Annotated in this window: 12 protein-coding genes; 4 read left to right on the forward strand and 8 right to left on the reverse strand. The window is 48.9% G+C overall.

Annotation, left to right across the window (positions count from 1 at the left end):
• Positions 1-29: 29 nt before the first annotated feature.
• Entirely contained in the window at positions 30-305 is a 276-nt protein-coding gene (gene yahO / locus HV350_RS18860) for a DUF1471 family periplasmic protein YahO (RefSeq protein WP_016151944.1), read from the reverse strand.
• Positions 306-578: 273 nt separating this feature from the next.
• Here yahO and HV350_RS18865 point away from each other — a divergent pair, with 273 nt between their 5' ends.
• From HV350_RS18865 to HV350_RS18880, 4 genes are all read left to right on the forward strand, one after another.
• Complete coding sequence (locus HV350_RS18865; RefSeq protein WP_016151943.1) at positions 579-1,211, forward strand: LysE family transporter; 633 nt, start codon at positions 579-581, stop codon at positions 1,209-1,211.
• Between the two features lie 79 nt (positions 1,212-1,290).
• Positions 1,291-2,679, forward strand: a complete 1,389-nt coding sequence (locus HV350_RS18870; RefSeq protein ID WP_046275627.1) for a diguanylate cyclase — start codon at positions 1,291-1,293, stop codon at positions 2,677-2,679.
• A 219-nt stretch (positions 2,680-2,898) separates the two neighbouring features.
• Positions 2,899-3,993 carry a 4Fe-4S binding protein gene (locus tag HV350_RS18875; protein ID WP_047499123.1) on the forward strand — a complete coding sequence of 365 codons (1,095 nt, stop codon included), beginning with the start codon at positions 2,899-2,901 and terminating at the stop codon, positions 3,991-3,993.
• Between the two features lie 183 nt (positions 3,994-4,176).
• Positions 4,177-4,686, forward strand: coding sequence for a hypothetical protein (locus tag HV350_RS18880; RefSeq protein WP_223307927.1), 510 nt, complete (start codon positions 4,177-4,179; stop codon positions 4,684-4,686).
• A gap of 106 nt (positions 4,687-4,792) precedes the next feature.
• Here the strand turns inward: HV350_RS18880 and foxA are convergent, their stop codons facing one another.
• The 7 genes from foxA to pepT all read right to left on the reverse strand — a co-directional run bounded on the left by foxA (position 4,793) and on the right by pepT (position 14,178).
• A complete protein-coding gene (gene foxA / locus HV350_RS18885; RefSeq protein WP_142417636.1) occupies positions 4,793-6,901 on the reverse strand; it encodes a ferrioxamine B receptor FoxA in 2,109 nt (702 codons plus the stop codon).
• A 121-nt stretch (positions 6,902-7,022) separates the two neighbouring features.
• Complete coding sequence (locus tag HV350_RS18890) at positions 7,023-8,006, reverse strand: helix-turn-helix transcriptional regulator (protein ID WP_032931274.1); 984 nt, start codon at positions 8,004-8,006, stop codon at positions 7,023-7,025.
• Positions 8,007-8,292: 286 nt separating this feature from the next.
• Positions 8,293-9,861 (reverse strand): methyl-accepting chemotaxis protein, encoded by a 1,569-nt coding sequence (locus HV350_RS18895; protein ID WP_153690689.1) that lies wholly within the window; start codon positions 9,859-9,861, stop codon positions 8,293-8,295.
• Positions 9,862-10,069: 208 nt separating this feature from the next.
• Positions 10,070-10,309: a hypothetical protein gene (locus HV350_RS18900; RefSeq protein WP_016151936.1), complete on the reverse strand. Its 240-nt coding sequence runs from the start codon at positions 10,307-10,309 to the stop codon at positions 10,070-10,072.
• Between the two features lie 91 nt (positions 10,310-10,400).
• Positions 10,401-11,036 (reverse strand): DUF2913 family protein, encoded by a 636-nt coding sequence (locus HV350_RS18905; protein ID WP_016151935.1) that lies wholly within the window; start codon positions 11,034-11,036, stop codon positions 10,401-10,403.
• 527 nt (positions 11,037-11,563) lie between these two features.
• Positions 11,564-12,925 (reverse strand): C4-dicarboxylate transporter DcuC, encoded by a 1,362-nt coding sequence (gene dcuC / locus HV350_RS18910; RefSeq protein WP_016151934.1) that lies wholly within the window; start codon positions 12,923-12,925, stop codon positions 11,564-11,566.
• Positions 12,922-14,178 (reverse strand): peptidase T, encoded by a 1,257-nt coding sequence (gene pepT, locus HV350_RS18915; protein WP_181629123.1) that lies wholly within the window; start codon positions 14,176-14,178, stop codon positions 12,922-12,924. The genes dcuC and pepT overlap by 4 nt, the downstream gene beginning before the upstream one ends.
• Between the last annotated feature and the right edge of the window lie 570 nt (positions 14,179-14,748).

Raw genomic sequence — 14,748 nt, forward strand, 5'->3', positions numbered from 1 at the left:
GCGGGTATCGTGATTTTTACAGTAGCGTATTATTTTTTCTTGTAGATATTGGCTGTGCCATGGATTTTATTATCCGTTTGACCGGAGGTTAATACCACCACATCGGCCCCTTTCTCTTCTGCTTTCTTCAGCAGCTCTTCTTTAGCGTCTGAGACAGAAACTTCATTACTCGTTGAGATATCACCGATTTTTGTGTACTGCGACTCAACCTTTTCAAATTCAAGTTTTGTCATAAATTCCGCGGCATATGCGTTGGTCACGACAAAAGCTAATGCACCAATAAGTACTTTAATTCCAGTTTTCATAGACCAGCTCCAGGTTTTGTTATTACGCCATCATCGATCCCTGAACATTACATAACGCGATTCAAGGATGATTAATAACTAGTCCAGCCTGGATAAAAAATCCACATTCAGCAGGAATATATAGAGATTTTGCGGCGCAGAAAAAACCGGTCACCGGGTAGCAGTGCGTCAACCTGTTCAAAGTTTCAATAGCCAGTGTGAGTTGATCCTCAGAACAGGCAGCGCACTGAAATTATAGTGTTAACTTTATGAGAATCTGAGGAATTGTTGTCTATGGAACCTCTGCACGCCGTCGTACTCACCGTCAGCCTGTTTGTTTTAACTTTTTTTAACCCCGGCGCGAACCTGTTTGTGGTGGTGCAAACCAGCCTGGCGTCAGGGCGACGCGCGGGCGTGATAACCGGTCTGGGCGTCGCCTTAGGCGATGCGTTCTACTCTGGCCTCGGGCTCTTTGGCATGGCGACGCTTATCACTCAGTGTGAAGAGATTTTTTCGTTGATTAAGATTGTCGGCGGCGCCTATCTGCTGTGGTTCGCCTGGAACAGCATCCGGCATCAGGCTACACCACAAATGCCAACGCTACAGCAGCCGCTTTCCGCCCCCTGGTATGTGTTTTTCCGCCGTGGGTTATTAACGGATTTATCTAATCCGCAAACCGTGCTGTTTTTTATTAGTATCTTCTCGGTCACCTTAAGCGCAGACACGCCAACGTGGGCCAGGTTGATGGCCTGGGCAGGCATTGTGTTGTCTTCCGTTATCTGGCGTATTTTTCTCAGCCAGGCGTTTTCGTTGCCCGCCGTGCGCCGTGCGTATGGCCGAATCCAACGGGTTGCCAGCCGGGTGATTGGCGCCATTATTGGTGTCTTCGCGCTCAGGCTTATTTATGAAGGTATTAGCCATCGATAAGAGAGTTTAACTTGACCATCGTGAGGTAATTGTCCGTAATACCGCCTGAATTTTTAATCGCACGTTGAGTGGCAGTAAGATGGAACAGGTTGAACCGGTAAACGACACATTACTCCTTACAGAATGGCAGGCGCTGTTACGTCAAACATCGCCTGAAGTTCACACGCTCCTGACATCGTTAAGCGATGAAGAGATCCGCCATTTAGTAACCGTTTTTTATGACTATATGCTCTCCCATGCGGAGAGCGCATTGTTCCTCAATACAGAACAGGTCAGTACCCGCCTCAGCGGCAGCATGTTTGACTGGCTGCGCAGCGTACTTGGCAGCGCCCACGAAGATCTCTCACAACTGCTGGCCAAACAGCGCAAAATTGGTGTGGTGCATGCCCGTATCGGCCTGCCCATCGATCTGGTAAACCGCGGCGCGCGCAAGCTGAAAGATGAGCTGTACAGGGTGTTAAAAACAAAGGCGGATTCCACTCCCGCCTTGCTGAGCGATGCTATCTGTTTCAGCAGTCTGGCAATGGATACTGCGCTGGAGGCCATGACGGTCTCCTATTCCCCCAGTTTTCAAAACTCTATGCACACGCAGGAGCAGTACCGTCTACAGACTATTTACGATGACGTTAACGTCGAGCGCGAGCGGCAAATCCGTTCGTTTACCGACTGGGAAAACCAGTTTATCTATAACATCGCCACCGGAATGCCTTTCGGTGAGATGGTGTTTTTGGCGAATTCTGACTTCGGTATGTGGTTATCACATAAGGGAAAACATATCCTCGGCAACAGCAATCTGCTGAATAAGATGGAATCACTGATTGCAGAGATCGACAGTCGTCTGACAACAACCCTGTCGCATCAGCATCAGCCGACAGAACCCGAGCGGATGAGCTTATTGCAGGATGTACGCCAGCTATCGGCAAAAATCCATTTCCTGCTCGCCTCAATGTTCGACGCGCTGGTTAAGCAGGAAAATGGTAAAGATTCGCTGACCCAGTTGCTTAATCGCCGCTTTATTCCGACCATCATGCGGCGCGAGATCTCGCTGGCGTTACATACGCGTAAGCCTTTTACCCTGGCGATGCTGGATATCGACTACTTCAAGCAAATTAACGATAACTTCGGGCATAATACTGGCGATCTGACGCTCAAAAACGTCGCGGCGGTCATTTACGATCATATCCGCAGCAGCGATTACGTGTTCCGCTACGGTGGCGAAGAATTTATGATTCTGCTCGTCGAGTCAGATGAATCACAGGCCAGTATTATTCTGGAAACGCTACGTATGAAAATTGCCGAGATGCGCATGGCAGCCTCAGCGACAGAAACGTTTTCTATTACCGTCAGTATTGGTATTGCCGAATATGACTATCATCCCGACTATAAACAGTTGGTTGATAAAGCCGATCGCGCACTTTATCTGGCGAAAAGTAATGGCCGCGACCGCGTTGAGGTTTATCAGGAATAATCGTTGCCCTGCAGAGAAATAAATACCCCGTTCAGGGTATTTATCTGACCTGTGATAAATATCGGGCTGTTATTATTTTTCAGGCATATTGGCATGAAGAAAATAACAGCCGCGTAATAAGATGCAAATCAAATACACCAAATCTGAATAGCGCTAGCATATCCCGGTGATGACGCCTTCTGAATGCAGAAGGGGAAATATGAGGGATACTATAAAACCATGAACGGGAAGATGAGAACGCGCTGGCAGCGCCGCCCAGGCACGACCGGGGGTAAACTGCCGTGGAATGACTGGCGCAACGCCAGCAGCTGGCGAAAAGCCACCCAGTTTCTCCTGCTGGCTATCAATATTTATATTGGCGTGGCGTTCTGGTATTGGGTCCGCTATTTCGAAACCGCCGGCACCAGCGTTTATATTCCAAGGCCCGGCGGTATTGAGGGATGGCTGCCGATAGCGGGTTTGATGAATTTCCGCTATACGCTAGAGACCGGTTTTCTTCCGCCCATCCATGCCGCCTCTATGCTGCTGTTAGTTGCGTTTATCCTGATTAGCCTGTTGTTAAAAAAAGCTTTCTGTTCATGGTTATGCCCGGTGGGGACGCTTTCCGAACTGCTCGGTAATCTGGGGAGAAAATTATTCGGTCGTAACTTTACGCTACCGCGCTGGCTGGATATCCCGCTGCTCAGCCTGAAGTATCTGCTACTGGGGTTTTTCTTGTATATCGCCCTGTCGATGCCCGCCCAGGGGATTCAGTACTTTCTGACGTCAGCCTATGGAATCATCATCGATGTGAAGATGCTCGATTTCTTTCGCCATATTGGCTCCGCTACGCTCATCTCCGTAGTGGTTATCAGCCTCCTGAGCCTGTTTATTCGCAACGCCTGGTGTCGTTATCTGTGTCCTTACGGCGCACTGCTTGGTCTGTTCTCGCTGTTCTCGCCGTTTAAAATCCGCCGCAACGCCGACAGTTGCATTGATTGCGGGAAATGCGCGAAAAATTGCCCATCGAAAATCCCGGTCGACAGACTGATTCAGGTGCGTACTGTGGAATGCACTGGCTGCATGACCTGTGTTGAATCCTGCCCGGTGGCTTCAACATTGAGCTTTTCCCTGCAGACACCGCCGGGTGCAAAAGGCAGCGGTAAAGCGTTATGGCGACAAACGGCACTGTCGGGTATTGCCATGACAATACTAGTGCTGGGGATTCTCTTTGCCACCATTGGTTATGCGGTATATGCCAATGTCTGGGATACGCCGGTGCCGGATCACCTGTATTTCCAGTTGATCCCGAAAGCAAAAATGATCGGCCATTAATTCTTTACCAGTATGTTCAAAACCCCTGCCAATTCTGGCAGGGTTTCCTGCCTGTAACGCCATTTTAAGACTATTGAACTTGTGTCATCGTGTCCCCGTTTATACAACCTTAAATATCACCCGTAATCATTTTTTTATTATGTTATGGGCGACTGGGACCACAATAATGAACGGGATAACATCATGACTAAAATAAAACTGGCGCTGCTTTTACCTCTGTTTCTGGCGGGTTGTACGGTGAGCGATGGAGAATTAAGAAACGCTTACGCTCAGCGTTATCAGCAGCCCGCCGCTTATGTCGATATCTATAAACAGAAAATAGCAGGCATGGATATTAATGCGTTGGCCCAATATGCCGCCGCAGAAGATAAGAAAAAAATGCGTGGGCAGCCAAGACTGAAAATCGACGAATTCATTACCATTGAAAATGTGCAGGCGAAAGGAAACCGGGTGGTCTACGATTACTCGCTGTCCGAGAGCTGGCTGGCGCTGTCCGCAGATAAACAGCGTGAAAAGCAGACCAATATGAATAAAGACCTGATCTACCGTACCTGCTCGCTGGAAACGGTACGTCTGGCGCAGGCAAAAGGGTTGGAAGAAGAGCATAACTATTACAGCCAGTACCCAGACAAAGTCGCCTTTACCCTGAGAACCAGCGCGCAGATTTGTATGCAAAACGGTTTTACACAATAACCGCAATCCCCCAGCCTGATGGCGCTGCGCTTATCAGGCCTACACTTTGCACGCATCTGTAGGCTTGATAAGACGCCAGCACCGCCATCCGGCTAAAAAACGATACTCAGAACTTCCATGAAACGCTGCCGACAATGCTGCGCTCGGCGCCGAAGTAGCAGTATGAGAGCGAATTACAAGCCGCAACGTAGCGCTTGTCGGTCAGGTTGTTGACGTTCAACTGAGCGCTCAACCCTTTAATACCGATATTCGTTAAGTCGTAGCCAATTGCCATATCCACCAGCGTGTAGGACGGCAGAGTGTGAGTATTCAGGCGATCGCTGGCAATACCGTTGACATAACGCACGCCTGAGCCCAGCGTCAGGCCATCCAGCGGACCGCTTTTCACATCGTAGCTCAGCCAGGTACTGGCCTGGTTACGCGGCGCGTACACTGCGCGCTTACCCTGCTCTTCCGGGCTGCTTTTCTTATAGCGAATGTCGGTATAGGTATACGCCGCCTGCAGACGGAAGCTCTCCGTCAGTTGGCTAATGGCCTCCAGCTCTACCCCTTCAGACTCAATTTCCCCAATCGAGCGGTACGGATCGGTCGGCTCTTCTTTGGTGGCGATATTCGTCTGATTGATACGGAATACCGACGCGCTGAACTGACTGTTGAGTCCTTCCGGCTCATATTTCAGCCCGGCTTCCCACTGCTTGCCTTTCATCGGATCCAGCAGATTGCCGTTCTCATCGGCAAAGCTGGTTGGCGTAAAGGCGGTGGAATAACTCACATACGGCGCAAAGCCGTTATCGAACAAATAGAGCAGCGCAGCACGGGTGCTGAAGTTGTTTTTGTCCAGATCGCTACGGGTATCGTTGATCTTATCAATGTTAGAAACGCTCACCTGATCGTAGCGACCGCCGAGCGTAATACGCCAGCGATCCCATGACATCTGATCCTGCAAATAGTAGCCTGTCTGGCGCAGCTTGTGCTTCTCACGCGCATACATGTTGATGTAATCAGGCTGCGCGCCGTATACCGGGTTAAAGGCGTCAATCGGCGGGAATGCACCGTAGTAACCGGTGGTATTGTTGCTGCGATCCTGATAGTCGATCCCCACCAGCACACGGTGGTTGACCTGCCAGGTATCAAAGCTGCCGTCGAGTTGGTTATCCAGCGTAATCGCTGACATTTTTTCATCGGAGCCGGAGTAGCCGCGGTTAAGCTCGGTTTCATTCAGCCAGCCCGCCGCATACACCTGATTCAGCTCAACGTCGGTATGCAGGTAGCGCAGTTTTTGCCGCACCGACCAGCCGTTATCAAACAGGTGCTCAACGTTGTAGCCCACCATGTTTTCACGGCGATCGTATTTGTCGTAATCATCCTCGCCTTCGTAAAAGGTGTTGGAGATCTTTTGCCCGTAATGTGGAACCACGGTGCCGTCATACGGCAGACCGGAGTGGCTTCCGCCTTCCGGGTCACGGTGCAGATAAGCCATCAGATCCAGACGCGTCTGGTCGGTGATGCGCCAGGTCAGGCTTGGCATCAGCGCATAACGTTCTTCCTTCAATGGGCCAAACTGCGAGTCCGCGTAACGCGTCATTCCACTCAGTCGTGCCGCCACGCGATCGTTATCATCCAGCGCCCCGGTGACGTCAAACGCCGCGCCGCGCTGGTTATTGTTGCCAGCAAACAGTTTCACTTCTCCGCCAGCATCAAACGACGGCTTACGTGATGTCAGCGCGACAATACCGCCCGGAGAAGAACGGCCATACAGTACGGAAGCCGGGCCGCGTACCACTTCGATATCTTCGAGGAACCACGGATCAACCACCAGCGAGCTGTGTGAGTTGGTGTCCCCCATCATCTTCAGGCCATCGAGATAGACGTTGTCCAGGCTACCATCCGAGAAACCACGCAGCACAATATAGTCAAAGCGGTTGGAGGCACCAATCTGATTGCTGTACACCCCCGGCGTATAGCTCACGGCCTGGCGCACGCTGGTGGCGCCCTGCTCTTCAAACTGCTCACGGGTAATGATCGATACCGACTGAGGCGTTTCAATATCCGGCGTGGCGAGCTTCGTGGCCCCGCTTTGCATTTGCGAGGTGACAACCACCGTATCGTTTTTTGTTGTTTCCTGCGCCAGCAGTGGAAAAGCCACGCTACCGGTCACCCATCCCACCACTAGCGCCAACCGAGTCTTCGCGAACATGAATATCTCCAAAGGCATGTCTAATTGTAAGTGAGAATTATTACCTTTTTGCTAACAGAGATAGCTATGCAGGATGCCAGGTTGCCTATGCGCAGTGCCAAATTGTCGGGAAGGCACGTGCGCAAAACGTAAAAATGGATTAGCAAAGTTTGAGCACATCGCCAGGCGAAAAGCCGTAACGACGCCGAAATGCGGTAGAGAAGTTGGTAGCATGTTGATAACCCGACATCCAGGCCGCCTGCTGTACGCTGTATCCTTCCAGTAAATAGCCGCGCGCGCGTTCCAGACGGCAATCACGCAGGTAGTCAAAGACGGAACAGCCATAGGCCGCACGGAACTTGCTGCGCAGGCTGCTGGGGCTCATCGCCGCGCGTTGGGCCAGGGCATTGAGGGTGTAGTCATTCTCGGGACTCTGCTCCAGCAGACGACGAACGACCTCCAGCCGCTGCTGTTCACCGCTTGCCGCAAGCCGCTTGCCACTCTCGACCTGACACACGCTGAGGCCATGGCCGAACAGTTGTAATATCAGCCCTTCCAGCATCAGTTGGCGAGATACATGGCCGATCGTGCTCCGCTGCGCATACTGCAGGCCGCTGAGTAAAAACCCCGGCACCTGCCAGATAAGCGTCGGCGTTTCGCATCTTTCCCACTCACGCATCAACGATTCGAGCAACCCCGTGCGCCACGCGCCGTCGGGATACAGGCCGAGCGATAACGTGCGCAGTTTGCAGTCAGCATGATGGCGGGCACGCATCGTCTGATGCTCGCTCAGGCGTGAGCTAAACGCCATCCCGGAACGTACCACATGCTCCTGCCCGTTGAGCGTCAGGATGACGCAGCCTTCCAGAACCACCAGCATATACAGAGGACTGCTGTGGCGGGAGGTGGTTTCGTAGGGTTGTAGCACCTGCACATCTGAGTGCGTGACACACATCCCGCAGGGGAGCGTCATCTCCTCAACCTCACCCTGCAGAACGGGGCTGCAAGACGACAAATCCGGCTTTTGCGCCAGCAGGGGAAAACGGTAATCGATCCCGTAACGCTCACCAAAATCCATAAACTCGCTGACGGAGAAGGTGCGGGCTACGCGTCTGGACGTATTCAGGGCGGTGGTGTTGTTCATGCTGTCTTCTGCACAGGAAATGGGATTAACGGTTGATAACTGAAGCAACATTACCATTACCTGTACAACACAACAATAATAATGATAATTATTATCAACATGACGTATGCGATTTCAAATCGCGCTGGAGAACGTCATTCCCGATATTCTTCTCGCGCAGCTCATCAGGCAACATTGACGCCTGATGAGCTGCGGTCTGTGAGCCATGTGCAGCTCAACCTTTCTCACTGTCATAAACGGGCACGTCAAACGCACCACGATACCCGCCGAGTTTGTACTCTACTTATTATGCTGAAGGCTGGTTTTCCTCCACCTGGAACACCGCCACAGCCTGGGATAGCATTGCTGACTGCTCTTCCACACTGCCTGTCGTGGCGGCTATCTCCTCAACCAGCGAGGCGTTTTGCTGAGTCACTTGCTCCATTTGCGTTACCGCAACCCGGATCTGTTCGATGCCGCGACTCTGTTCCCCCGAGGCTCCAGAGATATCTTCCATTAAGACATTAATGTTGCGTATTGCCTTCGCAATATCCGCCATCATGGCGCCACTGTTTTCGGCTATCTCTACCCCTTCCTTGACGCTAATTGCCGCTTTGGCAACCAGTTCACTGATTTCTTTCGCCGAGGAGGCGCTGCGCTGAGCAAGCGTTCGGACTTCACTCGCCACAACGGCAAACCCACGCCCGGACTCACCAGCGCGTGCGGCTTCCACCGCCGCGTTTAATGCCAGGATATTGGTTTGAAAAGCAATACTATCAATAACATTGGATATTTCGTTCACGCCTTGCGCATTACGGCTGATCAGGTGAATTTTCTCAACCATATCACTCATTAAACGCTCGCCACGCAATGCCATTTCCGTGCTTTCGCTGGTCATGACGGATGCCTGATGTGACTTATCAGTATTATTTTTTGTTGTGACTGAAATCTGCTCCATACTGGCCGCCGTTTCAACGACTGCCGCAGCCTGCTGTTCCGTTCTGGTTGATAAATCGGAATTACCGGAAGCAATTTCCTGCATACCGATATTAATAGACTCAACGCCATCGCGAATAGTGCTGACAGTCTCCCGCAGGCCTTTTTGCATATTATGCAAATTTAAGCACAGTACGCCGATTTCATTGTTACCCGACACCTTAACAGGATGGCTGAGATCGCCCTTACCAATCCGCGCAAAATGTTCAGAAACGATTTTTAAAGGCTGAATGATGGTCCGGTTCAACCAGAAATTACAGATAAAGAAGATAAGTACCGTAATGACCAGGATCACGGATACTTTCAGGATCGAGGTATTAAACTGAACGTGTGTTTGTGCAACGATCTTCTCACCAATCAGCATTGTTGATTTGTAATAATTCGTCACTTCGTTATCGAAATTTTTGCGAGCCGCGAGCAGTTCCGCATTAGCATTTTCTTGTGCATTAATAATACTGTTGCTGGAAAGCATCTGATTTAATGTATCAATAGACTTTTGCTCAGCATTCATTTGTTGCTCAAAAGCCGTTCTGATGACTTTACCGATTTGCGGATCGTCAGCCGTCAATCCAGGAATACCCCAGAAAATATCGAACTGTTTTCTGGCATACGCCATCTGATCTTGCATTTGATTCACTGTCTGTCGGGCATCGGTCGCATTATGTTGTTGAATATTATCACGAACGCTTCTGACCTTATAAACAGCCTCAACGACCTTATGCAGGGTATCCTGCTCCTTAATGATGTTATGTAGTAATAACGTATTTTTTTGATTTCCTTTGAGATCAACCAACTCAAACCCATTGGAAAAGAACTGCATGAAGGTAAATAACAACAGCAATAATAACAGGCTGGTTTTAATTCTCATATTCTTTAACATTTAAACATCTCCATAACAATAAAAATCCTCTACGACTTAATTGTTATCGACACATCACGCAATACCTTAACCTGTAAAATGATTAATTATTAGAAAGTTTCCGCATTCATTCTCACGTAATAAATTAATTACTCAGGGGGACATACTGCGATAAACAGCAGCCCTCTAACATTGGCAAAAATAAGGCCAAAACTATTCAATATTAATATTATTTATGGATATAAACGGTAATGTCTTTCTGACTATCGACAGGCACCCGCACCCAGGACAACGAATCGACGGTGATCGGTGCCATTTCATTTTCTAAACGTAACAACGGCGTGCTGGCGTCTGGCACACCTGTACTTTCAGTTATCTCGAGAACGCCCCGAAAAGAAATGGACACACTGTCTGGAATATCAGACAACCTTATCCATTCGTTGGCAATCACTAACTTTCGAGTAAACATTCGCTGTCCTTGGCGCGTGGTTTCTATCCGATAAATTTACAAGTTGATCAATCTATTCTTTGCATTAACAGCACATTGTCCACATCGTCAGTTAAGCATTACTTACCAGAAGAAAATGGAAGTGATAAAACTCATTTGAAACGTGTTTTACAAATTCAGCCGGAAGGTTATGTTTAATGAACGTTAACTTTGCAAACTCAACATCGCCATATACCCGGATACAGAAGGGTTTGACAATCTCACCCTGCACGCCAAAACACGCCTGCAGCCGAGTGTCATCCATAAAAATAAAATTACCTTCTCTTACCTTAATCTTTTCATGCAGATCTCGCCATTTCTCTGGCGTAAGCAGAAAGCTTTCCCAGCCATTATTTCTCAACACCTCAATCGTATGAGTAAACTTAAAATAGTCGTTCTGCATCGATACATCGCCACTCGAAGTCGAGTATAGATATTCTATTTTAAATTTAAGTTGTGCATTGAGGCTTTTTTTCTTGCCTTCATCAATTAGCCATTGAAGTTCATTGATTACGTTCCTTGAGAAGAGTTTTCTTTTTTTAGCGATGGCCAGCCATTGCATAATAAAAAGATGCTCTGACATTTTAGAATGAATCTTACGGTCCCGTATTGCGATACCAATTGCTACCAATGCACTCCAGGTAAACGCTTCCAGGTCATCCTGATAATGGTGTCGTAACGTACTAACTTTTCCTGAATCCCTTACCACTTAAACCTGCCCAAATAAATCATTATTACATGTAAATCTTGCATTATTTCATTTAAAAAAATACTACAACTAAAAACATCAAAATATGATCCAGATTAATTTATCCCTATGTAATAAAATTGCAAACTTAACACATCACTCTTATTAATCATTGATGCCCGGATGGCTCAGCGATAAATAATAAGAATTATACGATAAAGATAAAAACTAATAATACTCACAGGTTATCAATTCCACCTACTGTTAAAAATATGACCATCATAAAACTTCAAAAATTGCTGATTAGAAGAAATATCCTGATAGTTTTTACCAGACGCCCCAGACAAACACCCATTTCAACGCTAAACAGCCATTAAACATCCTAATGGAATCGCATTTTATCCTCCGCTGAGCGACAGACAGCCTCACAGCAGCAGGCAAGGCTTTTTATACAGGTATCAGTAATATTAACGCTTTTAAATTTTGCCTAATTCAAAAAGCCAACATCCGGATTCAATGAACCGGAAGTTGGCTTGTCGCTGGTACGGTTAATAGAAAATACCAATGATCAGGGTGTGAGTAACGAACCCCACAATCAGCGGTACGGCGGTACGCTTCACCACATCGAATGGGGTTATTTTCGCTCCGCTGGAAACGGCAATCACGACGCCGGATACCGGTGAAATGGCCCGTCCCATATGCGATGCCTGCTGCATCGGCAGGATCATGGCAACGGCGTTAGCGCCCATACTGGCGGCAATTTGCGGGATGAGCTCAACGAAGGCGAGGAATGGCGCATTCCCCGACCCCATAATGATAGCCGCGGCCAGCGTCACCAGCGCAAATACTACCGCCATGGCAAACGGCGGTAATCCCACGTGTTCGGCCATCAGAATGAGCTGATCGATCGCACCGATGACTTTAATTCCGTGAGCAAAAACCCCTGCCGCAACCAACAGTCCAACCACACCGGTAAACGCAGTGCCCATTCCTTTCAGGAAATGGCTGAAACCTTCGCAGACCGACTTTAAATCACGCACTCGCAGCCATTCAATCAGCATACAGATGGTCATTGAAATGAGGACAATGGTGATAATATTCAGGTTGATACCCCTGACGAACATTTCGGATGACCCTACTGCCATCAGTATCGGAAGCATGGGGAGCAGCGCGTAAAAAGCCGGGGATTTTCCTGAATCAGTCACTTCTGCGCTACCGATTTCCCGCGGTAACGTCCCTGCTTTACGGTCGCAATGCCGCTGCCAGAAAAAATGGCACACGCCGACAACCAGAACCGTTGCCAGCGCGGCGGGTCCCTGGTGGTAAACAACATATTCCACTACATCCATATTCACTGCTTTAGAGCCCCTGATAGCATCGATTGCCGTCGGGGTGTAAGCCACGCCAAGCGAAGTAGCAATGACCCCGGCAGCCGAGGCCGCTGAGAGCCCTAACCCCAGCATAATGGGGAACATCGTCCCCATCAGCAACACGGCAAGCCCGGTTGCAGAAGGAATGGCCAACTGCAGGAGGCTGGCGAGCAGGTAGGAGAAAAAGAGGAGCACATAGGGCGAACGCAGCGCCCGTAAGGGTTTCGTTACTACCCGCACGACCGCCTCATTTGCGCCGATATGATCCATGTAATGCGCAAATCCCATTAACGCCATGATCATCAGGCCGAGATCGGCGGCGCGCGTGCTGAAGAGATCGCGCATTACCTCGAAAGGATCGAGAAAGGAAATTCCCGTACTGGCAACCCCCTTCGGTAATACGGAACCCCATCCGGTTAACGCGGTGCAAATCATCAGGACTAAGCCCGCAATGAAGAGCACCGGTTCAGCGCGGTAACCTTTCAGAATCAGACGCGCGACCACCACGATAACCAGAAGTGCGATTAACACCTGAATCATGACTGAGCTCTCCGCTGCGCGAACTCAGTATAAGTTTCCTCAATCACCGCCACCACCACATCACTGGCGGCCCGCAGAGAACGCACCGGCAGATACTCATAAATTGAATGGAAGTTATGAGCACCGGTAAAAATATTCGGGCACGGCAATCCTTTCTGCGACAGCACCGCGCCATCATACCCGCCACGCATGGCGACAGGTGCGGGTGTTATGCCGCATTTCTGATACGCGCGGAATGCAATATCAATCGGGTAGTGAGCGTCCCCCTGCAAACTGTTCAACACATTCGCGTAGCGATCGGCTAAATGACAGACCACGCTGTTTTCCCCCCACAGGGCACAGGTGCTGACGGCAAGCTGGCGAATAAACGCCATACGCGCCTTATAACCTTCTTCACTGAAATCGCGGATATCCAGCTTAAGTACCGTGCGGGCGCTGTTACCCTGTAGCTGTTTTACCCAGTAATACCCTTCGCGCCCTTCCGTATATTCAGGCGCTTCTCCCCCTGGGAGCATGGCAATAAACTTATGCGCCATCAGCAGCGAATTCTTTAACTTACCTTTGGCCGACATCGGGTGTGCGGACTGGCCGGTAAAGATGATTTCCGCATCGCCCGCATTCCAGTTCTCGTAAACAAACTCACCGATACCGCAGCAATCCAGGGTATAGCCAAAATCAGCACCAAACGCGGCAACATCAAACTCTTTTGCGCCACGCAAGCCCTGTTCCTCATCCGGGACAAAACCCACTTTTACCGGCCCATGTTTTATTTCCGGGTGTGCGACCAGATACTCAAGAGCATTCATAATCGCGGCGATGGCTGCTTTATCATCAGCGCCCAACAGACTGGTCCCGTCGGTCACCAGCAGGTCATCACCGATATAATTTTTCAGTTCCGGAAATTCACTTTCGCGCAGGTAAATATTCAGCTCTTTGTTCAGGCATAAATCCCCGCCGTGATAATGCAGGCGCTGTGCTTTGGTGTCTGCCGTCTGTTCCGCACTGGTATCCAGATGACCAAAAAAAGAGACCACCGGGATCGTGTCATCGGTATTTGCAGGTAAGGTTGCCGTCACTATAGCGGTATCCCTGACCTCAATGTTTTCCATTCCTAATGCTTCAAGTTCTGCTGCAAGCAGTTTTGCCAGTTCCATTTGACCAGGAGAAGAAGGCATTATCCCATTAGCGCCGTTTTCCCTTGATGTCGTGGTATTGATTTTCGTGTAGTTAATAAAGCGTTCAACAATATCCATTCCAGGAGATCCTTTAATGTATCATTTATGAGGTACTGCGAGAGGTGTTCTGCATGCAGCGTGGAGTAAATAATCTGAGAACCAAATAAAATCAGCGCTCATCCCAGAACGCTGATTTTATGGGCATTACGACAACGATTTATATAAAGGAAGATAAAAAGGCTAGTGATTATACCTGCGATTAAAAAACTCCTTTCTGATTGATAAAATCATATTCCCTGTCTGTTTTTACTGCTATTTCCCATGGTGTTAAGCTAACAGAAGTCATAAACGGCATCCCTATACCTATGAGATAATAGAAATCATTTAGATTCCTGTACTCTGTACTGGCATAAGACATGCCATCGCTATATTTTTTTAATGAACGAATACTGTATCAGCAACATGCAACCGTTTGCACCTCTCTACAAATAGCCACTTCGCGCACTAAAATCCGTGAACAAAATCACAATTACCTCAAAAGCAAAAAACTTCTATCGCGCTGAAAAAAAGGCAGTTATAAGGAAAGCTATATAATACCCACATAAACATAGCCAGAATTATACTATTCACTATGAAATAGATTCAGGC

This window comes from Citrobacter sp. RHBSTW-01013 (assembly GCF_013781985.1).
Lineage (GTDB): Bacteria > Pseudomonadota > Gammaproteobacteria > Enterobacterales > Enterobacteriaceae > Citrobacter > Citrobacter braakii.